The 25,638-nt window shown below is 65.0% G+C and carries 26 protein-coding genes; 15 read left to right on the top strand and 11 right to left on the bottom strand.

The window, feature by feature from the left end; translation table 11 throughout:
* Nucleotides 1–79 precede the first annotated feature (79 nt).
* From narH to glp, 7 genes are all read left to right on the top strand, one after another.
* Nucleotides 80–1,618 carry a nitrate reductase subunit beta gene (gene narH / locus CXK96_RS19590; protein ID WP_102838100.1) on the top strand — a complete coding sequence of 513 codons (1,539 nt, stop codon included), beginning with the start codon at nucleotides 80–82 and terminating at the stop codon, nucleotides 1,616–1,618.
* Nucleotides 1,619–1,621: 3 nt separating this feature from the next.
* Complete coding sequence (gene narJ, locus CXK96_RS19585) at nucleotides 1,622–2,377, top strand: nitrate reductase molybdenum cofactor assembly chaperone (protein ID WP_102838099.1); 756 nt, start codon at nucleotides 1,622–1,624, stop codon at nucleotides 2,375–2,377.
* Nucleotides 2,370–3,167: a respiratory nitrate reductase subunit gamma gene (gene narI, locus CXK96_RS19580; RefSeq protein WP_102838098.1), complete on the top strand. Its 798-nt coding sequence runs from the start codon at nucleotides 2,370–2,372 to the stop codon at nucleotides 3,165–3,167. The genes narJ and narI overlap by 8 nt, the downstream gene beginning before the upstream one ends.
* Nucleotides 3,168–3,250: 83 nt before the next feature.
* Nucleotides 3,251–4,207, top strand: a complete 957-nt coding sequence (locus CXK96_RS19575; protein ID WP_102838142.1) for a peptidylprolyl isomerase — start codon at nucleotides 3,251–3,253, stop codon at nucleotides 4,205–4,207.
* 163 nt (nucleotides 4,208–4,370) lie between these two features.
* Complete coding sequence (gene moaA / locus CXK96_RS19570) at nucleotides 4,371–5,360, top strand: GTP 3',8-cyclase MoaA (RefSeq protein WP_102838097.1); 990 nt, start codon at nucleotides 4,371–4,373, stop codon at nucleotides 5,358–5,360.
* A gap of 232 nt (nucleotides 5,361–5,592) precedes the next feature.
* On the top strand, nucleotides 5,593–6,138 hold the full coding sequence (gene moaB, locus CXK96_RS19565; protein WP_102838096.1) for a molybdenum cofactor biosynthesis protein B: 546 nt from the start codon (nucleotides 5,593–5,595) through the stop codon (nucleotides 6,136–6,138).
* Nucleotides 6,135–7,367, top strand: coding sequence for a gephyrin-like molybdotransferase Glp (gene glp, locus CXK96_RS19560; protein WP_102838095.1), 1,233 nt, complete (start codon nucleotides 6,135–6,137; stop codon nucleotides 7,365–7,367). Before moaB ends, glp begins: the two co-directional genes overlap by 4 nt.
* Nucleotides 7,368–7,420: 53 nt before the next feature.
* Here the strand turns inward: glp and CXK96_RS19555 are convergent, their stop codons facing one another.
* From CXK96_RS19555 to CXK96_RS19515, 9 genes are all read right to left on the bottom strand, one after another.
* Nucleotides 7,421–7,969: a cytochrome b gene (locus CXK96_RS19555; protein WP_102838094.1), complete on the bottom strand. Its 549-nt coding sequence runs from the start codon at nucleotides 7,967–7,969 to the stop codon at nucleotides 7,421–7,423.
* A gap of 201 nt (nucleotides 7,970–8,170) precedes the next feature.
* Nucleotides 8,171–9,583, bottom strand: a complete 1,413-nt coding sequence (locus tag CXK96_RS19550) for an ATP-binding protein (protein WP_102838093.1) — start codon at nucleotides 9,581–9,583, stop codon at nucleotides 8,171–8,173.
* Nucleotides 9,577–10,236, bottom strand: coding sequence for a response regulator (locus CXK96_RS19545; RefSeq protein WP_014821503.1), 660 nt, complete (start codon nucleotides 10,234–10,236; stop codon nucleotides 9,577–9,579). Before CXK96_RS19545 ends, CXK96_RS19550 begins: the two co-directional genes overlap by 7 nt.
* Before the next feature lie 50 nt (nucleotides 10,237–10,286).
* Nucleotides 10,287–10,937 carry a tetratricopeptide repeat protein gene (locus tag CXK96_RS19540; RefSeq protein WP_102838092.1) on the bottom strand — a complete coding sequence of 217 codons (651 nt, stop codon included), beginning with the start codon at nucleotides 10,935–10,937 and terminating at the stop codon, nucleotides 10,287–10,289.
* On the bottom strand, nucleotides 10,934–11,770 hold the full coding sequence (locus CXK96_RS19535) for an SDR family oxidoreductase (protein WP_102838091.1): 837 nt from the start codon (nucleotides 11,768–11,770) through the stop codon (nucleotides 10,934–10,936). The genes CXK96_RS19540 and CXK96_RS19535 overlap by 4 nt, the downstream gene beginning before the upstream one ends.
* On the bottom strand, nucleotides 11,757–12,428 hold the full coding sequence (locus CXK96_RS19530) for a TenA family transcriptional regulator (RefSeq protein WP_102838090.1): 672 nt from the start codon (nucleotides 12,426–12,428) through the stop codon (nucleotides 11,757–11,759). The genes CXK96_RS19535 and CXK96_RS19530 overlap by 14 nt, the downstream gene beginning before the upstream one ends.
* A 15-nt stretch (nucleotides 12,429–12,443) precedes the next feature.
* Complete coding sequence (locus CXK96_RS19525; protein ID WP_102838089.1) at nucleotides 12,444–13,889, bottom strand: AMP-binding protein; 1,446 nt, start codon at nucleotides 13,887–13,889, stop codon at nucleotides 12,444–12,446.
* Nucleotides 13,873–14,562: a thermostable hemolysin gene (locus CXK96_RS19520; protein WP_102838088.1), complete on the bottom strand. Its 690-nt coding sequence runs from the start codon at nucleotides 14,560–14,562 to the stop codon at nucleotides 13,873–13,875. The genes CXK96_RS19525 and CXK96_RS19520 overlap by 17 nt, the downstream gene beginning before the upstream one ends.
* Nucleotides 14,563–14,699: 137 nt before the next feature.
* Nucleotides 14,700–15,095 (bottom strand): YkvA family protein, encoded by a 396-nt coding sequence (locus CXK96_RS19515; protein WP_102838087.1) that lies wholly within the window; start codon nucleotides 15,093–15,095, stop codon nucleotides 14,700–14,702.
* Nucleotides 15,096–15,152: 57 nt separating this feature from the next.
* On the opposite strand from CXK96_RS19515, the gene CXK96_RS19510 reads away from it, so the two are divergent.
* Together CXK96_RS19510 and CXK96_RS19505 are read left to right on the top strand one after the other, a co-directional pair.
* On the top strand, nucleotides 15,153–16,106 hold the full coding sequence (locus CXK96_RS19510; RefSeq protein ID WP_102838086.1) for an SdiA-regulated domain-containing protein: 954 nt from the start codon (nucleotides 15,153–15,155) through the stop codon (nucleotides 16,104–16,106).
* Between the two features lie 217 nt (nucleotides 16,107–16,323).
* Nucleotides 16,324–16,662 (top strand): hypothetical protein, encoded by a 339-nt coding sequence (locus CXK96_RS19505; RefSeq protein WP_102838085.1) that lies wholly within the window; start codon nucleotides 16,324–16,326, stop codon nucleotides 16,660–16,662.
* A 67-nt stretch (nucleotides 16,663–16,729) separates the two neighbouring features.
* On the opposite strand, the gene CXK96_RS19500 is transcribed toward CXK96_RS19505, so the two are convergent.
* Together CXK96_RS19500 and CXK96_RS19495 are read right to left on the bottom strand one after the other, a co-directional pair.
* Complete coding sequence (locus tag CXK96_RS19500) at nucleotides 16,730–17,470, bottom strand: phosphatase PAP2 family protein (protein ID WP_102838084.1); 741 nt, start codon at nucleotides 17,468–17,470, stop codon at nucleotides 16,730–16,732.
* Nucleotides 17,471–17,507: 37 nt separating this feature from the next.
* Nucleotides 17,508–19,466: an LTA synthase family protein gene (locus CXK96_RS19495; RefSeq protein WP_102838083.1), complete on the bottom strand. Its 1,959-nt coding sequence runs from the start codon at nucleotides 19,464–19,466 to the stop codon at nucleotides 17,508–17,510.
* Nucleotides 19,467–19,574: 108 nt separating this feature from the next.
* Here CXK96_RS19495 and CXK96_RS19490 point away from each other — a divergent pair, with 108 nt between their 5' ends.
* The 6 genes from CXK96_RS19490 (at nucleotide 19,575) to CXK96_RS19465 (ending at nucleotide 25,596) form a co-directional block, all read left to right on the top strand.
* Complete coding sequence (locus CXK96_RS19490; RefSeq protein WP_014821492.1) at nucleotides 19,575–20,258, top strand: response regulator transcription factor; 684 nt, start codon at nucleotides 19,575–19,577, stop codon at nucleotides 20,256–20,258.
* Nucleotides 20,248–21,522 (top strand): sensor histidine kinase, encoded by a 1,275-nt coding sequence (locus CXK96_RS19485; RefSeq protein ID WP_014821491.1) that lies wholly within the window; start codon nucleotides 20,248–20,250, stop codon nucleotides 21,520–21,522. The genes CXK96_RS19490 and CXK96_RS19485 overlap by 11 nt, the downstream gene beginning before the upstream one ends.
* An 81-nt stretch (nucleotides 21,523–21,603) precedes the next feature.
* Nucleotides 21,604–22,281, top strand: a complete 678-nt coding sequence (locus CXK96_RS19480; RefSeq protein ID WP_102838082.1) for a class I SAM-dependent methyltransferase — start codon at nucleotides 21,604–21,606, stop codon at nucleotides 22,279–22,281.
* Between the two features lie 2 nt (nucleotides 22,282–22,283).
* Nucleotides 22,284–23,000 (top strand): lipopolysaccharide kinase InaA family protein, encoded by a 717-nt coding sequence (locus CXK96_RS19475; protein WP_102838081.1) that lies wholly within the window; start codon nucleotides 22,284–22,286, stop codon nucleotides 22,998–23,000.
* Nucleotides 22,993–23,418: a diacylglycerol kinase gene (locus tag CXK96_RS19470; RefSeq protein WP_234484520.1), complete on the top strand. Its 426-nt coding sequence runs from the start codon at nucleotides 22,993–22,995 to the stop codon at nucleotides 23,416–23,418. The genes CXK96_RS19475 and CXK96_RS19470 overlap by 8 nt, the downstream gene beginning before the upstream one ends.
* 12 nt (nucleotides 23,419–23,430) lie before the next feature.
* A complete protein-coding gene (locus CXK96_RS19465; protein WP_102838080.1) occupies nucleotides 23,431–25,596 on the top strand; it encodes an LTA synthase family protein in 2,166 nt (721 codons plus the stop codon).
* The last annotated feature ends 42 nt before the right edge of the window (nucleotides 25,597–25,638 follow it).

Here is a 25,638-nt window from a genome sequence, read left to right as displayed (position 1 = left end):
GTTCACCCGAGGTGGCAGCGCATGGTCCCCGGACCATGCCCGCTCTGAAGATCAAGGCGCCGGTTGTGGAGGCTGCACAATGAAAATTCGTTCACAAGTGGGCATGGTCCTGAACCTGGACAAGTGCATCGGCTGCCACACCTGCTCGATCACCTGCAAGAACGTCTGGACCAGCCGCGAAGGCATGGAATACGCCTGGTTCAACAACGTCGAGACCAAGCCCGGCATCGGCTACCCGAAAGAGTGGGAAAACCAGGACAAGTGGAAGGGTGGCTGGGTGCGCAATGGCGACGGCACCATCAACCCGCGCATCGGTGGCAAGTTCCGGGTGTTGGCGAACATCTTCGCCAACCCGGACCTGCCGACCATCGACGACTACTACGAGCCGTTCGACTTCGACTACCAGAACCTGCACACCGCGCCGATCTCCGAGCATCAGCCAGTGGCCCGGCCGCGCTCGCTGATCTCCGGTCAGCGCATGGAGAAGATCGAGTGGGGTCCGAACTGGGAGGAAATCCTCGGTACCGAGTTCGCCAAGCGGCGCAAGGACAAGAACTTCGACAAGGTCCAGGCCGACATCTACGGGCAGTACGAAAACACCTTCATGATGTACCTGCCGCGCCTGTGCGAGCACTGCCTGAACCCGACCTGCGCCGCGTCCTGCCCGAGCGGGGCGATCTACAAGCGCGAGGAGGACGGCATCGTTCTCATCGACCAGGAGAAGTGCCGCGGCTGGCGCATGTGCATCAGCGGCTGCCCGTACAAGAAGATCTACTTCAACTGGAAGAGTGGCAAATCCGAGAAGTGCATCTTCTGCTTCCCGCGCATCGAGGCTGGCATGCCGACCGTCTGCGCCGAGACCTGCGTCGGCCGCATCCGCTACCTCGGCGTACTGTTGTACGACGCCGACCGCATCCATGAAGTAGCCAGCACGGTCAACGAGCAGGACCTCTACAAGAAGCAGCTGGAGATCTTCCTCGACCCGTCCGATCCGAAGGTCATCGAGCAGGCGCTCAAGGATGGCGTACCGATGTCGGTGATCGAAGCCGCGCAGAAGTCGCCGGTATACAAGATGGCCGTCGACTGGAAGCTGGCCCTGCCGCTGCACCCTGAATACCGCACGCTGCCGATGGTGTGGTACGTGCCGCCGCTGTCGCCAATCCAGAACGCCGCGGCGGCCGGACACGTCAGCATGGACGGCGTGCTGCCAGACGTCGACAGCCTGCGCATTCCGCTGCGCTACCTGGCCAACCTGCTCACCGCGGGCGACGAGGAGCCGGTCAAGCTTGCCCTCAAGCGCATGCTCGCCATGCGTGCCTACAAGCGCGCCGAGCAGGTCGATGGCGTGCAGGACCTTGAGGTACTGGACAGCGTCGGGCTGTCGGTGGCCCAGGTCGAGGACATGTACCGCTATCTCGCCATCGCCAACTACGAGGACCGCTATGTGATCCCGACCGCGCACCGCGAAGAGGCCATGAGCGACGCCTTCGCCGAGCGTTCCGGTTGCGGCTTCAGCTTCGGCAGCGGTTGCTCGGGCGCCTCGGACACCAACATGTTCGGCGCCAAGAAGGCCAACCGCCGCGACATCATCCAGACCGTCCAGCTGTGGGAGGACTGAGCCATGCGCATCCTTAAAGTGATATCCCTGCTGCTCGACTACCCCGACCAGCACTTGCGCGACGGCCATGCGGAGCTGGCCCAGGCCATCGGCGCGGCCCGCGAGATCAGCCCTGCGCAGCGCATCGCGCTGCGGCGCCTGCTCGACGAGCTGACCGAGGGCGACCTGATGGACGTGCAGGAACGCTACACCGACCTGTTCGACCGCGGCCGCGCCCTGTCACTGCTGTTGTTCGAGCACGTGCACGGCGAATCCCGTGACCGCGGTCAGGCCATGGTCGACCTGATGGCGCAATACACCGAGGCCGGTTTCGACATCGGCGTCCGCGAGTTGCCGGACTACATCCCGCTGTACCTCGAATACCTCGCCACCCGCGAGGACCTCGAAGCACGCGAAGGGCTGGCCGACGTGTCGCACCTGCTGGCGCTGCTGGCGGCGCGTCTGCAGGAGCGCGAAAGCCCGCATGCCGCGTGCTTCAGCGCACTGCTGCAGATCGCCGGCGAGCCGGTACAGGAAACCCTGGCCGGCCTGCAGGAGCAGGTCGCCGCCGAGGAGCGTGACGACTCGCTGGAAGCGCTGGACAGGATCTGGGAGGAGGAACAGGTCGATTTCCTGAAGGCCGAGCAGCAGGATCGCTGCCCATCCATGCCGAGCGGGCCGGGCAAGGCCCGCGAGGAAAGCCCGGTGCCGCTGCACTGGACCGATTTCAAGCATGACGGGCAGGCCGCCGCGCTCGCCCAGGAGGTGCGCAATGTCTAACTTCAATTTCCTACTGTTCGGGGCCTACCCCTACATCGCCCTGGCCATCTGCCTGATCGGTAGCTGGGCGCGCTTCGACCTGTCGCAATACAGCTGGAAGGCTGGCTCCAGTCAGATGCTGTCGAACAACCGCATGCGCCTGGCGAGCAACCTGTTCCACGTCGGCATCCTCTTCATCCTGGCCGGCCACTTCGTCGGCCTGCTGATGCCCGAGGCGCTGTACCACCACTTCATCAGCAGCGGCCAGAAGCAGGTTGTGGCGATGGTGTCCGGTGGCTTCTTCGGCATTCTCTGCCTGATCGGTTTATCGATGCTGATCCGTCGCCGCCTGACCGACGCCCGCGTGCGGGCCACCTCCAGTTCCAGCGACATCATGATTCTCTTCGTGCTGCTGGCGCAGCTGGTACTGGGTCTGCTGACCATCGTCGCCTCCACCGGCCATCTGGACGGTTCGGTGATGGTGCTGCTGGGCACCTGGGCGCAGAGCCTGGTCACCCTGCAGCCAGTCAAGGCTGCGGGCGCCATCGAGTCGGTCGGCATCATTTACAAGCTGCACGTGTTCCTCGGCGTGACCCTGTTCGTGCTGTTCCCCTTCACCCGTCTGGTGCACATCGTCAGCGCGCCGGTGTGGTACCTGGGACGGCGCTACCAGATCGTTCGGCAGAAGGGCGTCAAACCGGCCATGCCACGCCCGCAGCGTCCGCGTACCTATGAAGCGCCGGCCCGCGAAACGTCCGCGCCTACGGCTGTACCCGGTTACGCCACGGCGAAGAGCAAAACCCCGGCGTGATGACTCGGCGGCTGGCGCACTTTGCGTCAGCCGTTCTGGCTGAATCGACCAAACCTTCATACGGCTTTAGCGAGGTGATCATCATGGGTTGTGGATGTGGTGGAAGCACAGGCGGAGGCGGCTGCGGTGGCGGCGCGCGCCTGGAGATCGAAGTGCCGGTCGATGCCCCGCTGTTCGAGGCGCTGGCGAACGAAGTTCAAACCCATACTGCGGCTGAACAGGCGCCCGGCGAACCCTCGCTGATCGCCAGCAGTGAACAGGAGTGGCCGCGGGTCCACGTCAACGGCGTGGCGATCGCCTCTCAGGCCATCGCCCAGGAACTGCAATATCACCCGGCCGAAAGCCGTGATGAGGCCGTCTACCTGGCGACCCAGGCGCTGGTGTTGCGCGAGCTGTTGCAGCAGCGCATCGGCGAGCTGGGGCTGGTGGTGCGAGCCGAGTCCGGCGAGAGCGAGGAAGAGGCGGCCACCCGCACCCTGATCGAGCAGGAAGTGCCGCTGCCGCTGGCTGATGAGGCCGCCTGCCGGCAGTACTACCACGGCAACCAGCAGCGCTTCTTCAGCGCACCCTTGCTGGCCGCACGGCATATTCTGCTGGCCTGTCCGGCGGACGATGCCGAGGCCCGCAGTCTGGCGCGTGAACTGGCCTTGGAATTGATCAGGCAGCTGCAGGCCGCCCCGCAACGCTTCGCTGAACTGGCGCTGCAGCACTCGGCCTGCCCGTCGAAGGCACAGGGCGGCGCGCTGGGGCAGATCAGCAAGGGCCAGACGGTGCCGGAGTTCGAGCGTCAGCTGTTCCGTCTGCCGGTCGGCCTCTGCCAGCAACCGCTGGAGAGCCGCTACGGCTATCACCTTGTGGCCGTCGACCAGCGCATAGAAGGCGAACAGCTGCCCTACGAGGTCGTCGCCGGTTCGATCCGCGCCGAGCTCAACCAGCGGGTCTGGCAGATCGGCGTCAGCCAGTACCTGCAGAACCTGGTGGGTGCGGCGCACATCGATGGCATCCAGATGCAGGGCGCGGACACGCCACTGATGCAGTAACGGAGACGTAGGGTGGATGACGCTTCACCCATCCACCTTTGCGGGCTGGCGGTGGATGGAAGCGGCGGCACTCGCACCACCCCACCGGGTCGCGCCACCGGGCGGGGCCAATGGTGGATGAAAAAAGCGTCATCCACCCTACGAGGTTTCAGAGGTGTTCTCGATGACTGAACTACGCGATGCCCACGGCCGCCAGATCGATTACCTGCGCATGTCGGTGACCGACCGCTGCGACTTCCGCTGCGTCTACTGCATGGCCGAGGACATGACTTTCCTGCCGCGCCAGCAGGTGCTCGGCCTGGAGGAGCTGGAACGCATCGCGCGGATCTTCGTCGGCCTGGGGGTCAAGAAGATTCGCCTCACCGGCGGCGAACCGCTGGTGCGCCAGGGCATCGTCGGCCTCTGCGAGCGCATCGCGGCACTGCCCGGTCTGCGCGAACTGGTGATGACCACCAACGGCTCACAACTGGTCAAGCTCGCTGCACCCTTGGCACGCGCCGGGGTCAAGCGGCTGAACATCAGCCTGGATAGTCTGGATGCAGCCAAATTTCACGCCATCACCCGCACCGGTCAGCTGCAGCAGGTGCTCGACGGCATCGAGGCGGCGCGCGATGCCGGCTTTCAGCGGATAAAGCTAAATGCTGTGGTGATGAAGGGCCGCAACGCCGAGGAAGTCGCAGACCTGGTGGACTTCGCCATCGCCGGTGGGCTGGACCTGAGCTTCATCGAGGAAATGCCGCTGGGTGACGTCGGTCGTTCGCGCGGCGAGCGTTTCTGCTCCAGTGACGAGGTAAAGGCGCTGATCGCCGAAAGGCACACGCTGATCGACTCGGCCGAGCAGAGCGGCGGCCCGGCACGTTACGTGCGCCTGCCGGAGCATCCGCAGACGCGCATCGGCTTCATCTCGCCGCATTCACACAATTTCTGCGCCACCTGCAACCGCGTGCGGCTGACAGTGGAAGGGCGCCTGCTGCTGTGCCTGGGCCACGAGAACGCCATTGACCTGCGTGCCTTGCTGCGTCGCCACCCGACCTGTGATCAGCCGGCGATCGATGCGATTCACGCCGCATTGCAGCGCAAGCCCTTGCGCCACGAATTCTCCAGTGGCGGGGAGGTCCAGGTATTGCGTTTCATGAACGTCAGCGGCGGTTGAGCCAACGACCCATAGGCTACGAGCCGACCGCTTAATTCGCTACCATCGGCCGCCATTGCCGGTTTGACCCACATGCCCAGCTGCCGCGATCGGAGCTTGTGGCCGAAACCGCTGGTGCCATCGCCTGCAACGCTCACGGCACCACTCAGCGCGCGCATACCTCCAAAGGGGAATGGGTTCGCATACGGCACGGGTGCAGCCTGTGCACACATCTTCAAAGGAGTTTCGAGCCATGGCTCATCTGTCCAACACCGAATTTCAGGCCCTGAGCATCGCGGTGCTTACGGTGAGCGACACCCGCAACATCGATTCCGACACCTCCGGTCAGGCGCTGATCGACGGCCTGCAGAGCGCCGGCCATACCTTGGCCGAACGGGCTATCGTCAAGGACGACATCTGGCAGATCCGCGCCCGCGTCTGCAGCTGGATCGCCAGCGACAACGTTCAGGTCGTGCTGGTGACCGGTGGTACCGGCTTCACCGCCCGCGACAACACTCCACAGGCGGTACAGCCGCTGCTGGACAAGGACGTCGATGGCTTCGGCGAGCTGTTCCGCTACGTTTCGCTGGGCGAGATCGGCACCTCCACCGTGCAATCCCGCGCGCTGGCCGGTATGAGCAACGGCACGCTGGTTTGCTGCATGCCGGGCTCGACCAACGCCTGCCGTACCGCCTGGAACAAGATCCTCGTCGAGCAGCTGGACAGCCGCACCAAGCCCTGCAACTTCGTTCCGCACCTCAAGGCTTCCGCGGTCGAATACTGCGGGCCACGCTCATGAGCGCCGGTGGCTGCGACACCAGCGGCCTGAAGCCGGTCGACGAGGCCATCGCCGAACTGCTGGCGCGGGTGCCGGCGCTGCCGCCGGTGGAGCATGTGGCGCTGGCCGATGCCCTTGGCCGGGTGCTGGCCGAATCGCTCGACGCACCTTTCCCGGTGCCGGCCTGGGACAACAGTGCAATGGACGGCTACGCCCTGCGCGCGGCCGACCTGTCGGCCGACGGCGGTTGGCTGCCACTGGCCGGGCGCATCGCCGCCGGTGATGCGGCCGACCAGCAACTGCCTGCTGGCCACGCCGTGCGCATCTTTACCGGCGCGCCGCTGCCGCCGGGTGCCGACACCGTGGTGGCGCAGGAAGACTGTCAGGTCGAGGCGGACCGCGTGCATCTGCCTGGGGTTACCCCAGGCGCCCATGTGCGTCGGCAAGGCGAAGAGGTGAAGACCGGCGAGGCGGTGCTGCAAGCCGGCAAGCGCTTGCGACCGCAGGAAATCGGATTACTGGCGAGCTTCGGCGTGGCCCGCGTCGCGGTCTATCGGCGGCTGCGCATCGGCTTGCTGTCCAGCGGCAACGAACTGCGTGAGCCCGGCGAGCCGCTGGCGCCGGGACAGATCTACAACTCCAACCGCTACTGTCTGCTCAGCGTGCTGCGCAGCCTCGGGATGGAGGTTCACGACTACGAAATTCTCGTCGATGAGCTGGCCGCCAGCCGTGACGCCCTGGCGCTGGCAGCCTCCGAATGGGACATGTTGATCACCTCCGGTGGCGTCTCGGTCGGCGAGGAGGATCACCTCAAACAGGCGATCCGCGAACTGGGCGAGCTGCACATGTGGCGGCTGGCGATCCAGCCGGGCAAGCCGCTGGCGTTTGGCGAGGTCAATGGCAAACCGTGGATCGGTCTGCCAGGCAACCCGGCTGCAGCGCTGATCACCTCGCTGGTGGTGGCGCGGCCGTTCCTGCTCAGTGCTCAGGGTTGCACCGAGGTGCTGCCCAAGCCGCTGCGCCTGACCGCTGGCTTCGCCTGGCGCAAGCCGAACAACCGCCGCCAGTATCTGCGCGCTCGGTTGGAGCAGGTCGACGGCGAGATGCGCGTATGCCTGCACCCGCGGCAGGGCTCGGCGATGCTGACCTCGGCCAGCTGGGCCGAAGGTCTGGCCCTCGTCGAACGCAACCGCACGTTGGAAGCGGGTGAAGTGGTGGAGTACCTGCCGTTCAGCGAGTTGCTCGGCTGACACACGAAAACGCCCGGTCGTTGAGGAGTCGGCCGGGCGTCTTCGTGCCTGGGTCAGCTTTGTCGCTGCGGCAGCATCCGCCGCAGAACGTCGTCGCGGCGAACATAATGGTGAAACAGCGCGGCTGCGGCATGCAGACCAATCAGCCAGTAACCGAGCTCGGCCACGGTTTCGTGAATTTCCTTGATATCGCCGGCCAGGTTCTTGTCCGGTGAGAGCAGGGCCGGCAGCTCCAGGCCAAAGAAGGGAATCGGCTTGCCCGCAGCACTCAGTGTCAGCCAGCCCAGCAGCGGCAGTCCGATCATCAGGCCGTACAACGCCAGGTGCGCCAGCTTGGCCAGCCGTTGCTCCCAGGCTGCGCTGGCAATGGCGAGCGGCGCCGGGCGCAGCCATCTGGCCAGCAAACGCAGCCAGACCAGCATGAACACCGACAAACCGAGCATGAAGTGCCACTGCTTAAGCAACTCGCGCGGCTCGCTGCCCTTGGCGAAATTACCCTTCAGTTCAATCGTTGCGTAGACCGCTGCAATCAGCAGCACCATCAGCCAGTGCAGGCCAATGGACAGCCGTCCGTAGCGTCTTGGCATCAGTTTCTCGTTCATTTCACCTGCTCCGCGTGTGGATACTTGCCGCGAGTCTAGGCCTCGAAACTTAAGCGAATCTTATCCGGGCAAGCGTCGCGACGATTCGACGCGGTGCCGCTGCCTAGCCTGCTTCAAGGCACGGTCGCGGCGGCTGATACGGGTCGCGTCGTTGGTATGCCAGCGCTGCGCGAAGGGGATGGCCTTGGATTGAGGGCAGGCTCAGGTACGGGGGATACGCACAACCACGCGCAGTCCGCCCAATGCCGAATCGAGCAGTTCGACAGTCGCGCCGTGCAGCTCGGCGATGCGCGCGACAATCGACAAGCCGAGCCCCGCGCCCTGGCCGTCGCCGAGGCGAACGAAGCGCTCGAACAGTTGCGCGCGCAGCTCGGGCGCAATGCCGGGCCCGCTGTCCGCAACCTCAAGGGTCAAGTGCTCGGCGGTGCTACGCAGCTGTACCTCGACCCGCCCGCCTGTGGGCGTGTAGGTCAGCGCGTTGCCGACCAGATTCTGCAACAGCGTCGCCAGGCTCGCGGCATCGCCGGTCAGCGTGCAGTCGGCGTGCTCATCAACTTCCAGCGCGAGCTCCTGTTCGCGGGCGATCGACAATGGCGTCAACTCGGCGAGGGTGTCGCGTGTCAGCCTGCACAGGTCCAGCGGCGCCAGGCGCAGCTGCTGAGCGCTGGGCTCAAGCCGGGCGAGGGTCAGCAGCTGCGTGACTACACGTGTTGTACGGTCGACGCCGGCAAGCAGCTGCTTGATCGACTCGTCACGCTCGGCGTCGCTGCCGGCCTGCAGCGCGTTCTGAGCATGAACCCGGAGTACTGCCAGCGGCGTGCGCAGCTCGTGTGCCGCGTCAGCGATGAAGCGTTTTTCCCGCTCGACCAGTTGATTGACCTGCTGCAGCAGGCGGTTGAGCGAGGCGGCCACCGGCTCCAGTTCCTGCGGCAGCGGTGCCAGCAGCAGTGGCGCGAGGTTGTCCGGATCGCGACTCTTCAGCAGTTGCGCCATATGTGCCAGAGGGCGCAAGCCCAAGCCCACCGCCAGCCAGATCAGCAGCGCCAACAGCGGCAGACCGATCAGGTCGGGCAGCAGGCTGCGCCCGGCGATCTTGCCGACCAGCTCGCCGCGCACGTCGTCGCGCTCACTGACCAGAATCCACAGATCGTCTTCACGGTCTTGCAGCAGGAACAGGCGCCAGGCATGCCCATCGAGCTGCACGTCGTGATAACCGCCACTCAGGCCGCTGAAGGGCGGCGCCGAATCCGTCTTGGCCAGCTCCTGCAAGGCGCCGTTCGGCGCACCGGCGGACTGCAGCACGCTGATGCCGTCTGCGGCATAGACCTGAAAGCCGAGTTTGGTTTCGTAATCGTGCCCGGGCGCCCCTTGGTCACGCCGCGCGTTCACCGCTGCGTCCAAAGCGCTCTGCAGTGCCTGGCGCGCTGACGGCTCCATCTCATGCATCACCAGCCCCTGTACCAGCCGCGCACTCTGTGCCAGCTGAGCGTCGAACAGCTCTTCGATTTCGTGGCGAGCGTCGCGGTAACTGCGCCAGGAGATCAGGCTCAGCGACAGCAGCAGGATGCCAAGTACCAGCACCAGGGTGCGGTTGCGGATGGAACGCCTCAGCATTTGTCCACCAGATAGCCGACCCCGCGCACGGTGCGGATCAGCTCGGGAAAGAACTTCTTGCGCAGGTGGTGGATGTGCACCTCCAGCGCGTTGCTCTCGACTTCCTCGTCCCAGCCGTAGAGCACCTGCTGCAGCCGATCACGGGTCAGCACGCGACCGGGCTGGGCGATCAGCTCATGCAGCAGGACGAACTCCTTGCGCGGCAGGTTGATTGGGGTGCCCTGGTAGCTGACCTGCTGATTGACCGGGTCGAGCAGGATGCCGCGGTACTCCAGCACCGGTTCCGGGCGATTGAAGCTGCGCCGGAGCAGGGCGCGCAGGCGCGCCTTGAGCTCGGCGACATCGAAGGGCTTGACCAGATAATCGTCGGCGCCGGCGTCCAGCCCGGCAATGCGGTCACTGGTAGCATCGCGCGCGGTGAGCACCAGCACCGGGATCGGGTTGGCGCTGGCGCGCAGACGCTTGAGCACTTCCAGCCCGTCCATCCGCGGCAGGCCAAGGTCGAGGATGGCCAGCTCGAAGCTCTCGTGGCTCAATGCGTGCAGCGCGCTGGCGCCGTCCTGCAGCCAGTCCACCGTGTAGCCCTCGGGCTTGAGCGCGGTGCGGATGCCCTCACCGAGGGCACGATCGTCTTCCACCAGCAGAATGCGCATGTCGTTCCTGTCGTCCTGGGTTGCTCTGCATTCAACGCTGCCGAGCGCGGTTATTCCAGCTTTTCCTTGACCTTCGCCAGCAGGGCCTGGGCTTCGTCGCGACGGCCAGCATCGGCAGTTTCGCGACCAGGGCGGGCGGGGGCGGCAAGGGCCTTCTCCAGTGCGGTGCGCGCTTCGTCATAGCGTTTCTGACGCAAGAGGAAATCACCGTGGAAGTAGTTTGGGTCGATGCCGTTCGGGTTCAGCGCCAGCGCCTGCTTGAACAGCGCTTCGGCCTTGTCCTCGTCACCGAAGCCGATCGGCCAGCCGGGCACCTGGTAGTAGAGGCTGGCGAGGCTGGTGTAGGCCGAGCCATTCAGCGCCTGTGGCTCAAGTTCGATGGCTGTTTCCAGTTCGGCCTTGGCCTGTTTGACCAGCCCCAGGGCGCCGAGCCCGCCCTTGGCGCCGGCCCAGGTGCTGAGCACGATGCCGTGCCAGATGTGCAACTCGGCAGCCTGGGGTTCGCCGGCCACCGCGCTTTCGGCCTCCGAGGCGAGCCTGGCGAAGGCCGCCTGGCGCTGTGTCGCGGGTAGCTGGTAGTTGATCTCCGCCCAGCGTGTCTGGATCTGGCGCAGCGATGACTCGCCGGCCGGGCTGAGCGCGAAGGAGGGTTGGCTGGCCAGGGCCAGTATCAGGGCGCAGAGGCCGAGCAGACGCTTCATGGGTGTTCTCCGGTAGAGGTGGGTTGGGACGAGGGCGGCCGCGACTGGTCGGCACGGGCGAAGCGCTTGATCACCGGCAGCTGCTTGCGCAGAGCCTGGTCGACCAGCCGTGGCAAGAGGCCGTTGAGGCGCACGAAGAGTTTTTCCGGCCAGCCGAGGTACAGCTCTTCGCGTTCGGTGACGATGGCGTGGACGATCTGCCGCGCGACGGCCTGCGGGTCGTCCATGCAGACCTTCAGCGCATCGTTCATCGCCAATACGTCGGCGCTGTTCATTGCCGTGCGGGTGGCGCGCGGGGCGATGTAGAGCACCTTGACGTGACTGTCGGCCAGCTCGCGGCGCAGCGCCTCGGAGAAACCGCGCAGGGCGAACTTGCTCGCGCAGTAGGCGGCGAAACCCGGGTAGCCGATGGAGCCGAAGGTTGAACCGAGATTGACCAGCAGCGCCTGCGGTTGCTGGCGCAGCAGCGACAGCAGCAGGTGAGTCAGCTGCAGCGTGGCAGTGACGTTGACGCCGATCAGCCGGGCGATGGCGTCCTCGTCCTGCTGTTCGAGCAGGCTGAACTGGTTGATCCCGGCGGCGTTGATCACGCCGTTGAGGCCGCCGAAACGCCGCGCGGCATCCAGCACCGTATGCCGGCCACTGCGCTGGGTGAGGTCGGCGCAGACCAGGCTGACCTGCGCCGGATAGCGGCGCGTCAGCGCCTCCAGGGCAAGGCTGTCGCGACCGACCAGCAGCAGCCGGGCGCCGCCCGCGCAAAGCTGCTCCACCAGCACCTGGCCGATGCCGCCGCTGGCGCCGGTCAGCAGGATGCGCGCGTCACGCAGTTGCATGATCGTGCTCCTGTGCTGTCAGGCTGCGGAAGATATCGCCGTAGAGGCGATAGACCACGCGGGCGGTGTGCACCACCGCGGCCTTGTCGTCCTCGTCGTCGAGGCGGTTCATCAGCCTCTTGAAGAATTCGATGTGCTCCAGGTCCAGGCTGCCATGCGAGGTCAGGTAGCTGAACGCCTTGGCCGGCAGCTGAAGTTTGTCCTGCAGCACGCCGGCGGCTTGGGTCGCCAGCGCGATGCTGGTGCCCTCCAGCACGTTGACCATGCCGAAGAAACTCGCCGGATTGTGCCGCGCGATGCGGTCGTAGACGTAGGCGACCATCAGCTCGGTGGGCAGCGCCGGCTGACCGTGGCGCACCGCCTCGGCATCGCCGCCACAGGCGCGGATGTCGTTGAGGATCCATTCCTGATGGCCAATTTCTTCCTCGATGTATTCGGCGATCGCCTCGCGCAGCCACTCCAGGCGCTCCGGCAGGCGTGCGCCGCAGGCCATCAACAGCGGCACGGTGTGCTTGACGTGGTGGTAGGCCTGAGTCAGGAAGGCGATGTACTGCGCGCGGGTCGCGGTGCCGGCGAGCGCGGCGTGGATGATCGGCGCGCGGAGCAGGTATTCGCGCTCGGCATTGGTCTGGTGTTGCAGCTGGTCGAAGAAATCCATGATGAGCCTCGAAAGTCAGGACAGAAGGGCGTTGATCGCCGATTGGTAATGGTTGAAGAGGGCGTTGCGACGCAGCCGGCCGTTGGCGGTGGCCAGGCCGTTGCCGGCGGTGAAGGGCTCGGCGGCGCGCAGCCAGTGGTGCACGCGGGCGTAGTCCGGCAAGCCGGCGTTGACCCGCTCGACTGCCGTCTGCAGCTCGGCATCGCTCAGCTCGGGGCGGCGAGGTACCAGCACGGCGACGTTCTGCGACAGCGCCTCGCCATGCAGCCAGGCCTGAGCGATGGCTGCCTGCTGTACCAGTTCTGCCTCCACCCACTCGGGATTGACGTTGCGTCCGTAGGCGGTGACGAACTGATGCTTCTTGCGTCCGTGCAGGATCAGGAAGCCATCCTCGAAATGGCCTAGGTCGCCGGTGGCCAGCCACTCGCCGGTCAACGGCGGTTCGCCGAGATAGCCGAGCATGTGCGGGCCGCGCACCAGTACCTCGCCATCGTCGGCCAAGCGCAGCTCGACGTGTGGCAGCGGCCGGCCGACCGTGCCGATGCGCCGCGCCTCGGGTGTGTTCAGGCAGACCACCGAGGCGCATTCGGACAAGCCGTAGCCCTCGAACACCGGCAGCCCGAGGCGTTCGGCGCGCTCCAGCAGTTGCGGCGCCACGCGACCGCCACCCACCGCGATAAAGCGCAGCGATGCGGGTAATGGCACGCCTTGCTCAGCGGCGCTGACCAGCGCCAGCAGCAGTTGAGGCAACAGGATCAGGCTGTGCGGCTGGCTCGCGTTCAGCGTGGCGAGCAGGCGCGGCAGCTCGAAGCCCGCCGCGCCGCTGAAGCCGATCTCGGCCAGCGGCCGCAGTTCGACCCGCGCGCCCGCCAGCAGCGGCGCATAGAGCCCAGCGATGTTCTCCAGCAGCGTCGCCAGCGGCAGCATGCACAGGTGCTGTCGCACGTCGCACGGCAGGCTGGCCTGCCGCAGGCTCTCGGCCACCGCCAGCTGCGCTTCGGCATCCAGGCAGACGCCCTTGGGCTGGCCAGTGGTGCCGGAGGTATAGGTGATCTTCAGGGTGCCGTCGGGCACCGGCGTGACGGCATCCGGCTGGCGCAGTAGCAGTCCGCCGACGCTCTGACGAAAGCCGCAGCGGTCGCTGAGTGGGCTGACGGCACCGATCAGGCAGTCGATGCCGGCGTGGTTCAGTACATGCTCCTGCTGCGCCGGGGAAAAGAATCCCGGCAGCGGCACGCAGACCAGCCCGGCGCGCAGCAGGGCCAGATCCCACAATGCCCACTCCAGACCGTTATCCAGCGCCAAGGCGACGCGCTGCACGCCGAGCCTTTGCAGATGGCTGGCGCGCGCGGCCACTTCATGGCGCAGTTCGGCGTAGCTCAGTTGGCGCGGCCATTCGCTCAGCGCAATGCCGGCGTGCTGGTCGAGTGTCGTCCAGAAGCGTTCAGCTGCAGGCTGCATGGGGCGCCTCCGTGGCATTGAACAGCGGCTGATAGCCGAGCCGCGCATAGAGGCCGAGCTGCAGCAGGCGCTGGTGGCCGGGCAGGATCTCGCCGGCCATCAGCTGCGGCCGGCAGGCGTAGTAGCTGCCCCAGTCGGCCAGCTCCTCGCCCATCCGCGCCGGATCGGCCAGACCCAGCGGCAGCGGATCGAGCGCCATGCGCTGGAAGCTGTTAAGCAGTGCCGGCGTGCCGGTGAACACCACCCAGCGAAAGCCCTGAGCAACCAGCAGATCGGTCAGCGCGACGATCAGCAGGCGCGCCGAGGCATTGCCGAAGGCGGCGAGGTTGCCGACCTCGACGATCTCCTCGCGCGGCACCGTACGCCCATGCCGCTGGCTCACGGCCTGCTCGATGGGCTCGTCCAGATAGCGTTCGAGAAACAGCGGCCGGCGCCGGGCGCTGCGCAGGCCAACCGCGCCCTGCACCTCGCCATTGTCGCCATGCAGGCCGAGCAGGCAGGGCATGAAGTGCCGCACCTGCGCCTGATAGTGCTCGGCGAAGCGTTGGCGGATGAAGTGTTCGAGGGCCGTTCGCCGCTCGCCTGCATCGGCCTGCGCCAGTTGCAGCGTCAGTGATGGCTCACGGCCGATACGCGCCAGTACGTCAGTTTGATCAACCCAGGGCAGTTCCATCGGGGAACCTCGGTTAGAAGCCTGGGGCGATTGTTGGGTCGCAAACTTAAGGCAGCCTTAAGCCGGTTGCCGTGGTGCAACGATCCGTGCTGACGACGATTTTTTCACATGTGCCTGGCTATGCTCGGCCGCGTGGATCACGCCTCGCTCAGCCAGTAGGCCAGGGCGCTGGCGGCTAACACCCAGATGAGCACGACTGCTGCAGCGCCCGCCCGGCTGTTCGGGCGTGGCGTGTTTTCCCAGTCAAGTGCCTGAGCGCGGCACTCGCTGAGGATGGTGGGAGGCATCAGGCGTATGGCCAGCCAGATGCCCAGGGGCAACAGCAGCAGATCGTCGAGGTAGCCGAGCACTGGGATGAAGTCCGGAATCAGGTCGATCGGGCTCAGGGCATAGGCGACCACACAGACCAGTAACCCCCGCAACCACCAGGGCGTATCCGGGTGGCGAGCACAGCACCAGAGCGTCATGACGTCACGTTTGAGCTGGCGTGCCCAGCGCTGCAGGCGCGACGTGAGGCGAGACAGGCTGAACATTCGATTGCTCCTTTGTGCAGAACAGGCGGCAGCGCTAGCGATGAGGAAAGAACCGAGATGATGCAAGCAGGCTCTTACACCCGACAACGCCTGGGCGCGATGGTCCGCCGTCGCTACCGCTGGGTCGGCCTGACGGCTCTATTGTTCGCATTCGGTGCCACAGCAATAGCGCTGCACTGGAACGAGCGCTGGTACTTCAACCTGACCCGGCAGATGAACGTCACTCAACATGATCTGGCGAACCGCTGGTTGCCTGGCTATGCGGTATCCATCGATGGCAAGCCGGTAGAAGGCATCAGCCGGAACCTCTCGGCGGTCAGTTATGACGCGGATCTGGATCGCCTGCTAGCGGTGGTGAACGGCGGGCCGACTGAGTTGGTGGCGCTGAGCAAGAGCGGCGAGCTGCTCGAGCGCTATCCGCTGCAGGGTTTCGGCGACATCGAAGGCGTGACCTACATGGGGCACGGTCGCGTGGCCGTGTCCGATGAGCGAGCGCAACAGATCAGCATCTTCCGCTTGCCGACGCAGCCACGACCCATTGATGCGTCCGAGGCGCAGTTCTTCTCGCTCGGGATCAACCTAAACGGCAACAAGGGCTTCGAAGGGCTGACGTACGATGCAGCGGGCGACCGGCTGTTTATCGTCAAGGAACGCGACCCTCGGCAGCTGTACGAGGTCGGTGGAGTCGCTGCCAGCCTCGAGGGGCCGCTGCAGCTGACCATTCGCGACCGCAGCGACTGGATCGCGGACCAGGTGTTCGCCACCGATCTGTCAGACATTCACTTCGATGCCGTTACCGGTCACCTGATCCTGCTCAGCGACGAGTCGCGCTTGCTCATGGAACTCAGCGACAGCGGGCGCATGCTCAGCTATCGCAGCCTCAATCGCTGGTTCGGTGGTCTGCGGCATTCTGCGCCGCATCCCGAGGGCGTCACCCTTGATAACGATGGCACGCTGTTCGTCGTCAGCGAGCCCAATCTGTTCTACAGCTTCCGTCGTACTGGGGGCTAACGCCGGACAGCGCTTTCACACTTCGTTCACGCCCGCTTGACGAAACCCTGACAGCACGCAGATCAGACTTCGAAGCGTGCCGTGGTGGCCCTTGGCGCTTGCCGAGGGCTTCGTTTTCTCATGCCCGAGTGATCTCATGTCTTCTCGCCATTTGCGTCCACAACGCGCCAGTAATCGGCGTAACAGTTCTTCACCTCACCGTCGGGCACTGCTAACCATGATGCTCGCCGGACTCTCCCTGACCGGTTGCCAGAACGCATCGGAGCTGCTGGTCGCCGACGAATACCCGCCCGCATATGCCGATGGCTTTCGTGCCGGGTGCGGCAGCGGCCGCCAGGCTGCCGGCGCGCTGGCTCAGTTTCGCAAGGACGTCCCGCGCTACATGGACCAGCCGTTGTACGCCGAGGGTTGGAATGACGGCTATCGCCAATGCCAGGCGATGCAAATTGACACCGGTGGGCTGACAGCCTGGCGCAGCAATGCGCTGGAACGTGATCGCGACCGGGCATGGCGCCACCATGTGGATCAGGCCAAGGCAGAAGCTTTTCACCGCTGAGCGCATTCGTGGTCCATGGAAGGCGCACGAAACCAAGCCGGTGCGCCTCAAGGCCAGCCGCGGGTGACTAGCCCGCGGGTTCGGCCGCGAGCAGCGGCCGCTCGACCGGTGTCGCTCGATACAGCACCAGCCGGTAACAGGCCAGGCAGATCGTCCAGTCGAACAGCAGCGTCCACAGGTTGTGCGAGAAGAAATGCGCGCCCTGCATCACCCGCCCAATCGACAGCACCGTTCCCAACCCCAGCGCCGTCGCCAGGGCGATCCGGGCGGCACGCGGGCTGCGGTCGCGCAGCATGAAAAACAACGCCAGCAGCGAAAAGCCTGCCGAGGCGTGGCCGCCGGGCCAGCAGCGCCCCGGCTTGAGCGTCGGCGCGCGCTCGCTGAGCAGCGGCGTGAAGGTTTCAGCACCACCGAATTCCACCAGGCTCCACGGGCAATGCACGCCTGTGAGCGCCTTGAGCGGTGTGACGATGCTGGTCGACAGGCCCAACGCCAGCACCAGATAGCCCAGCGGCCGGCGCCACGGGGCCAGCCGCGTCGGCAGCAGACTGAGCAGGAAACCAGCGATGGCGAGTACGCCAAGCGCGATGACCGCTTGCTTGATCCGGTCATGCAGGACGTCTTCGAGCAGCCAGCTGTGGCGCCCGACGAAACCGACGCCGGGCTGATAGAACAGGTGCGACAGGGCAAAGTCGAGGTTGCTCGGCTCGCCCACCAGCAGCGCTACCATCAACAATCCCGGCAAGCCGAAGCCAAGGGCGAAGTTGAACGGGCGGCTCGCGGCAGGCGTGTTCGGCGCGACGGACATCTTTACTCCAGAGGCGCCGCGAAGGGCGCCGACAGGTTCAGCGCTGGCTGAGTTGGGTGGCGGTGGTTTGTGGGCGTTTCCAACCGAGCAGGGCGTGGCCGTAGTCGTAACTGGCGCCCTGGTAGTAGGCGATGTCGCGGCGCACCAGCGGGTCGTCCGGCGTGGCAGAGGACTCGTTGCTCGCCTGCAGCGCGTCGTCGTGGCGGCGTACGCAGCGGCGGGGGCTGAGGATGGCCAGGTCCTTGCCATCGAACAGGCCAAGGTGCTGGTAGTTCCCGATCAACGCCCGTCCCGGTTTGGCGTCGTCCCGCAGCAGGTTGCGGCCGAAAAAGGTCGATGCATAGTCCAAATTCAGCAGCCCGAGCAGCGTTGGCGCGATGTCGATCTGACTGGCAAGGGTGTTGATTTCGCGAGGCTCGACCAGTTCCGGCCCGTAGATGAACAGAGGAATGTGGTAGTTGGCGACCGGCAGATCCTGCGAGCCCGCGCTGCCTGCCGTGTGGTCGGCGACGATGATGAACAGGGTGTCCTTGAACCAGGGCTTGCTCTGGGCGTTGCGCAGGAACTCGCCGATGGTCGCGTCGGTGTATTTCACCGCGCCTTCACGGCCCTCGCCGGACGGAATATCGATGCGACCGTCCGGGTAGGTGTAGGGCCGGTGGTTGGAGGTAGTCATCATCTGCAGGAGAAAAGGCTTGCCGACGGCGTAATCGGCATCCGCCTCGCGAATCGCCAGCTGATAGAGGTCCTCGTCGGCCATGCCCCAGGCGTTCTTGAAGTGGATGTCGGCTTCGTCCGCGCTGCTCTGGTCCACTACGCGATAGCCGTTACCGCTGAAGAAAGCGCTCATGTTGTCGAAGTAACCGCGCCCGCCGTAAAGAAACACGCTGTCGTAGCCCTGCGCCCGCAGCTGTTGGCCGAGGCTGGCGAAACCGCTTTCACGGCCGATGCGCTTGACGATGGAGCGACCGGGCGTGGGCGGCACCGACAGGGTGATGGCTTCAAGGCCGCGGTCGGTGCGGGTGCCGGTGGCGTAGAACTTGTTGAAGAACAGGCTCTGTTGGCGCAGCCGGTCGAGGTTGGGCGTCAGCCCGCGCGTGTCGCCAAAGCTGCCGAGGTATTTTGCGCTGAGGCTTTCAACGGTGATCAGCACCACGTTGAGCTTGCGCAGCTGGCCGGGGTTGTCGATCACGCGGCGGATGTCCAACGGGTCCTGACCGATGAAGCGGGCGTTGGGCTCGCTCACCTCAGCGCGCAAGCTTGCGGCAACGTCGACCTCGGGCAACGTCGAGTAGAACTGCTGGTAATCCAGCTCATTGTTGCGAAACGCGGCGAAGAACTGGAACGGGCCGTTGCTCGCCAGCTCGCGCTGATACGGATTACCGCCAGTGCCGCGCGGAAAGTCCTGACCCACGAGCAATCCCGCGCCCAGGGCCGTCGCCAGCAGTCCGGCGAATGCCGTCGCGCGTCCGCGCCAGGGTAGGCTCGGTGACTCCAGTGCGCGACTAAGTGGGCGCTGCAACGCGGCAGTGGCGATCAATGCCACCAGCCCGATCAAAGCGAGCAACGCGTAGACCGGGTACGACTCGAGGATGTTGTTCACCACCTCATCGGAGTAGACCAGATAGTCCACCGCGATGAAGTTGAAGCGCACACCGAACTCGTCCCAGAACAGCCATTCGGCCACGGCGGTGAACAGCATGGCGTACAGGCTCAGGCCCATCAGCACCGTCAGCCAACGGCGGTGCCAGCGGCTGGCCCAGACCCGTTTTGGGCACAGCAGCAGATAAATCCCAAGGGGAAGCGCGGCAAATGCCAGGTAAGTGAGGTCGTAGACCATACCGAGGCCATAGACGCGCAATAGTCCGATGGGGCCGCTGGCGGCTTCCTGCCAGTGGGCAAAAAGCAGGGCGCTACGGGTGATCAGGAAGATGCCCAGCCAGAGGCCGAGCAGCAGGGACAGATAACGAAGTTGAGCATGGCGCAGGAGTGTCATCGTATGATCCACAGGCAAGATTGAACGCGCCGAAGTCTGCGCACCCGCCTGTGAGCCCTTCGTAAAGAGGGCGTGAAAATTCCGTCATTTGCCTGCTAGCGAACCGATATGCGCATTCTGGTCATCGAAGACAACCGCGACATCCTGGCTAACGTCCTGGACTACCTGGAGCTCAAAGGCTATGTGGTCGATTGCGCTCAGGACGGACTAAGCGGCCTGCATCTGGCTGCCACCGAGCACTACGACCTGATCGTGCTGGACATCATGTTGCCTGGCATCGATGGGCTGCAGGTCTGCAAACGGCTGCGGGACGATGCCGGGCGGGACACCCCGATCATCATGCTAACGGCCCGTGATGCGCTTAATGATCGGCTGCAAGGGCTGGGTGCCGGCGCCGACGACTACCTGATCAAGCCGTTCGCGCTGTCGGAGCTGGTCGCCCGTATCGAGGCGATCCTGCGGCGCAGCCAGGGCTCGCGCAAACACAAACTGCATGTCGGTGATCTGCACTATGACCTCGATACCCTCCAGGCAACCCGCGCCGGGCAGCCGCTGCGATTGAATCCCATCGGCCACAAACTGCTGGCGATCCTCATGCAGAAAAGCCCGGCGGTGGTACGGCGCGAGCAGTTGGAGGAAGCGCTCTGGGGCAATGATGTTCCCGACAGCGACAGCCTGCGCAGCCATATTCACCAGCTACGCCAGGTACTCGACAAGCCGTTCGCGGCACCACTGCTGCACACCGTGCATGGCGTCGGTTTCCGTCTCGCGGAGCCTGAGCATGCTGGCTAAGCAACCCTTCGCGCGACGCATCGTCATCGCCTTCACGCTGATGACGCTGGTGGTCAGCGGGACCTTTTCCCTCGGAATCGTCGCGGTCGTGCATTTCATCGAGGAGCATCTGGTGACCCAGGAGCTGGGGCACGAATTGGACAGTGTGCTCAATGACGTCCTGGTGCACGGGGACGCACCACGGCTCGACGCGGTCACCCGATTCTTCGCCTCGAACCTGCCTGGCTACGCCATTCCCGAGGCGTTCAGGGGACTCGCCGATGGGTTCACCGAGCTGGTCCGTAACGAGGATGCCTACTACGTCTATCAACGCGAAATCGACGGCGCCAAGTATCTGCTGGTCGAGGAACAGCATGAATTCGAGGCGCGCGAGAACGCATTGTTCATGGTGGTGCTGGCCGGATTCGTGCTGAGCATCCTTGGTGCCTGGGGGCTTGGCTGGTTGATGGCGAGGAAAGTCATGGCCCCGCTGTCACGCCTGGCGCAGCAGGTTCGTCATCGCGATCAGCTGCATCCGCTGGCGCCACCACTGGCGTTGCAATATCCGGACGACGAGGTCGGCCATGTGGCGGCGGCGTTCGACAGTACCCTTGGCCAACTGCGCCAGAGCCTGGAGCGCGAGCGGCTGTTCACCAGCGATGTCAGCCATGAGCTGCGCACCCCTCTGATGGTCATCCTCGGCGCCTGCGAACTGCTCGATCAGACCGAGCTACCGGAAAAGTCGCGTACCCAGGCCCAGCGCATCGAGCGCGCCGCGCAGGAAATGCACGAGCTGGTGCAGACGTTCCTGATGCTGGCGCGGACCCGGCCGGAGCAGACCGCCTTTGCCGGCACCGCCAGCCTGCGCAGCGTGGCGCAGGAGCAGAGCGAGCGCTGGGCGCCGCTGTTTCTTGAAAAGGGGCTGACGTTCAATGTGGTCAGCGAAGGCGAGGACAGCGGCGAATACAACCTCACGCTGCTTGGCTCGGTGATGTCCAATCTGCTGCGCAATGCCCTGCATTACACCGACAGCGGCTCGGTGCGGCTGATTCTCGAAAACGCCGGCTTTCGCGTCGAAGACACTGGCATGGGCATTCCGCTGGAGCAGCAGGAACGCATGTTCCAGCCCTTCGTGCGCGGCGCCGACAGCCGGGGGGAGGGCCTGGGGTTAGGGCTGTCGCTGGTCAAGCGTATCTGCACACATCAGGGGTGGTCAGTGGGTGTAGCCCCTTGCGAGCCCAAGGGCAGCTGCTTCCAGGTGCGTCTGAAAAGCGATGGCGTTTGACGTTTTTTTCACATCCATTTGACAGAGCCTTGATGCGCGTCTCGATAGCGTGGTGTTTCGTTACCTATCGGAATGCCCGCCATGACGACATCGAGCCCCATCGAACTGGAGTTCTCGCGCAAGTACGACCGCCAGCACGCCTACGAATACCTGCATAAACACCATGACGGCCCTGCCCGGCGCCTGTCGCACTGGCGTGATGAGCAGATGGCGCGGCGCGCGCTGAAGATCGCCGGCGACCCCGATCTGGTACTCGACCTGCCGTGCGGCGCCGGGCGCTTCTGGCCGCTGCTGGCCGAGCACCCGAGCCGGATGATCTTTGCCGCCGACAACTCGGCTGACATGCTGGCGATTGCCGAGGCTGCGCAGCCGCGCGAGATCCTTTATCGGGTCGAGAGCTTTCAGACCTCGGCCTTCGCCATCGACATGGGCGACAACGCGGTAGACAGCATCTTCTGCATGCGCCTGCTGCACCACATCGCCGATCCGGCGCACCGGCTGGCGATGCTGCGCGAATTCCACCGCGTCACACGCGACACGCTGATCGTCTCGCTGTGGGTCGATGGCAACTACAAGGCCTGGAAGCGCAAGCGCCTGGAGCGTCGTCGGCCGGCGAAGGACAACCAGAACCGCTTCGTTGTCGAGCGTTCAGTGATCGAGGCGGAATTCGCCGAGGCCGGCTTCGATATCCTCGATCGCAGTGACTTCCTTCCGGGCTACGCCATGTGGCGGGTCTACGTGCTGCGCAAGCGGGGGTGAGCATGAGCCGACCACTCGTATTGCCGGCTCGTGAAGCGAGCACCAGCACCTTTCAACGCTGGTGGAACACCCAGGGCGAATGGGTCGAGGAGCCCAATCAGCGCCGCGCCGGCGAAAGCGGTGTGCAACGGATACGGCTGCGCGATCCGCAGCAGCCACTGCTGTACTGCAAACGCCAGATCGGCCATCTGTATCGCTCGTGGCTGCATCCGTTCGGCAGGCCCACGGTGCTGCGTGAACTTCAGGCGCTACAGGCCATCGGCCGACTCGGCGTGCGGGTACCCGAAGTTGTCTACTGCGGCACCCGGCAACTGGCCGGCCAGTGGCAGGCGCTGCTGGTGACGGCGGAACTGGAAGGCTTCATCAGCCTGGAAGACTGGTATCAACAGGGCCTGGGCGAGCGCTTTGGTACGGCGGTACAGGAACGCATGCTGGCTGCGGTCGGCATTAGCCTCGGGTGCATCCATCAGGCGCATTGGCAGCATGGTTGCTGCTATCCCAAGCACATTTTCGTCAAGGTTCACGGCGAAGGTGACGCGGCTGGAGTCGAGGTTGCCCTGCTCGATCTGGAGAAGAGCCGTCGCCGGCTTCGTCGCAGCGCCGCGGCACGGCATGACCTGCGCCAGCTCAGACGTCATCGCCAGGCCATGCCTGAACTGGACTGGCAACGATTGCTGGCCGCCCACCGCACCTTCAGCGAGTTGCACTGCGATGTCTGAGCCGACTTGCGTGGTTACCGATGCCATAAGCGGCGTTGACGTGCCAGTTGACGGTGCGGCGCTGAAGGGTCGCAGCGGACTGGCGCGGATCTGGTACGCCTCCGGCTATTCGGCGGCAGGTCTCAAGGCCGCTTATATGGGCGAAGCGGCATTCCGCCAGCTGGTGCTGCTGAATCTGCTGCTGATTCCTTTGGCGTTTCTGTTCGATGTCAGCCGCGTCGAACGTGCGGTGCTGATCGCCGTGGTATTTCTCGGCCTTATCATCGAACTGCTCAACTCGGCCATCGAGGCGACGGTCGATCGCATCTCCCTCGAACTGCACCCGCTTTCCAAACAGGCCAAGGATATGGGCAGCGCCGCGCAACTGCTGGCGCTGTGCCTGATCGGCCTGGTCTGGGCCGTGATTCTGATTCCCTGAAGGACGTACCCCATGCTTTCCTCAATGCGGCGACCCGGTCGACAGCGCCCGCTGCCCGGTTTCTATGGCTTGGCTGCGCACCTGCGGTTCACGTCTGCCAGTGCGCTGGCCTTGCTGGCGTTGTTTGCTCTGTTGCGCCTGGGGCTGCTGCTGTTCAACCGCGAGCTGATCGGCAGCACACCGCTGGGCAGTTTTTTCGAGGCATTCGGCAACGGCCTGCGCTTCGACCTGCGGGTGACGGTATACATCCTGCTACCGCTGCTGCTCGGCGTGCTGAGCGTGCGCGTGATGGCCGCCCGCGGGCTGCTGCGGCTGTGGGTCAGTGTGTGCGCCAGCCTGGCTATCCTACTCGGGTTGATCGAGCTGAACTTCTATCGCGAGTTTCATCAGCGCCTCAATAGCCTGGTATTCCAGTACCTGCAGGAAGATCCGGCCACCGTGCTGAGCATGCTTTGGCACGGCTTCCCGGTGCTGCAGCTGCTGGCGGCCTGGGGCGTGGTGAGCGCAGCGATGTTCGCCCTGTTCCGGTGGCTGGAGCGGCTGACCCGAGGTGCGCCGGTGCTTCATTCGACCAGCGCGAGCCGCGGCGGCGCGGCTTGGTATACCCGCACGGCAGTCTTCACCCTGCTGGTGCTGGTCTGCGTGGTGGCCGCGCGCGGGACGTTGCGCCAGGGGCCGCCGCTGCGCTGGGGCGATGCCTTCACTACCGAATCGATGTTCGCCAATCACCTCGGTCTGAATGCGACACTGTCGCTCTATGATGCCGCCAGGAACCGCTTGTCCAGCCACCGCGACAACAGCTGGAAGGCGACGCTTCCGAGCGATCAGGCGCAGTCGATCACCCGTGAGCTGTTGCTGACCGACAACGACCAACTGGTGGATGCCGAGCTGGCGCCGGTACGCCGCGATTTCCGGCCGCCAGTGGACGGGCAGCTGCCGGTGCGCAATGTGGTGGTGATCCTGATGGAAAGCTTCGCCGGGCGCTTCGTCGGCGCGCTGGGCAGCGGGGAAGGCATCACACCCAATTTCGACCGGCTTGCTGAGGATGGTCTGCTATTCAGCCGCTTCTTCGCCAACGGGACGCACACTCACCAGGGCATGTTCGCCAGCATGGCCTGCTTCCCCAACCTGCCGGGCTTCGAGTACCTGATGCAGACGCCTGAGGGCGGCAACCGTTTCTCCGGCTTGCCGCAACTGCTCAGCGCGCGGCAGTTCAACGACGTCTATGTCTACAACGGCGATTTCGCCTGGGACAACCAGTCCGGCTTCTTCAGCAATCAGGGCATGACCCGCTTCATCGGCCGTGGAGACTACGTCGATCCGGTCGTCGCGGATCCGACCTGGGGCGTCTCCGATCAGGACATGTTCGCCCGCGCGGCCGAGGAGCTGGGTCAGCTGGACCGCGGCAAACCGTTCTATGCGCTGCTGCAGACACTGTCCAACCACACGCCCTATGCGCTGCCGGAACAGCTGCCGGTCGCTCCGGTACAGGGGCATGGCAATCTGGATCAGCACCTGACCGCGATGCGCTATTCGGACTGGGCGCTGGGGCAATTCTTCGACAGGGTGCGTGGCGAGCCCTGGTACGCACAGACGCTGTTCGTGGTGGTCGGCGACCACGGCTTCGGGGTGCCGGAGGAGGTGACCGAGATGGACCTGTTCCGCTTCAACGTGCCGCTGCTGTTGATTGCGCCGGGCATTACCGAGCGTTTCGGCAGCCGTCGTGATGTGGTCGGGACGCAGGTCGACGTGGTGCCGACCATCATGGGCCGGCTTGGTGGCGAGGTCCGGCACCAGTGCTGGGGGCGCGATCTGCTCAGCCTGGCGGCGAACGACCCCGGCTTCGGCATCATTAAACCCTCGGGCAGCGACCAGACGGTGGCGATGATTCGCGGCGACCGCGTGCTGGTGCAGCCGAAGGAACAATCGGCGCGACTCTATCGCTATCGTCTGGGCGCCAACCCGCACGGCGAGCGTCTTGCGCCGGATAGCGATACGGCACAGTTGCAGCGCCAACTGGAAGCCTACCTGCAGACTGCGACGGCCAGTCTGCTGGGCAATCGCAGCGCGGATCGTGAGCGCGGGGCAGTGCCCGGCGGTGTTCCGCTGGCCAGAGCGGTGGTGCCGGCAGAGTCGTCCAGGCCGCCGATCCTGGTGCGCCAGGCGACCGAAGGCTGAGCCGATGTTCCGGTGACAAACGACTTACGGCTTGGCTTTATG

This window comes from Stutzerimonas stutzeri (assembly GCF_002890895.1).
GTDB classification, from domain to species: domain Bacteria; phylum Pseudomonadota; class Gammaproteobacteria; order Pseudomonadales; family Pseudomonadaceae; genus Stutzerimonas; species Stutzerimonas stutzeri_AB.
Note: the sequence above shows the minus strand (reverse complement) of the source record. Positions and strands in the feature narration are given on the sequence as shown.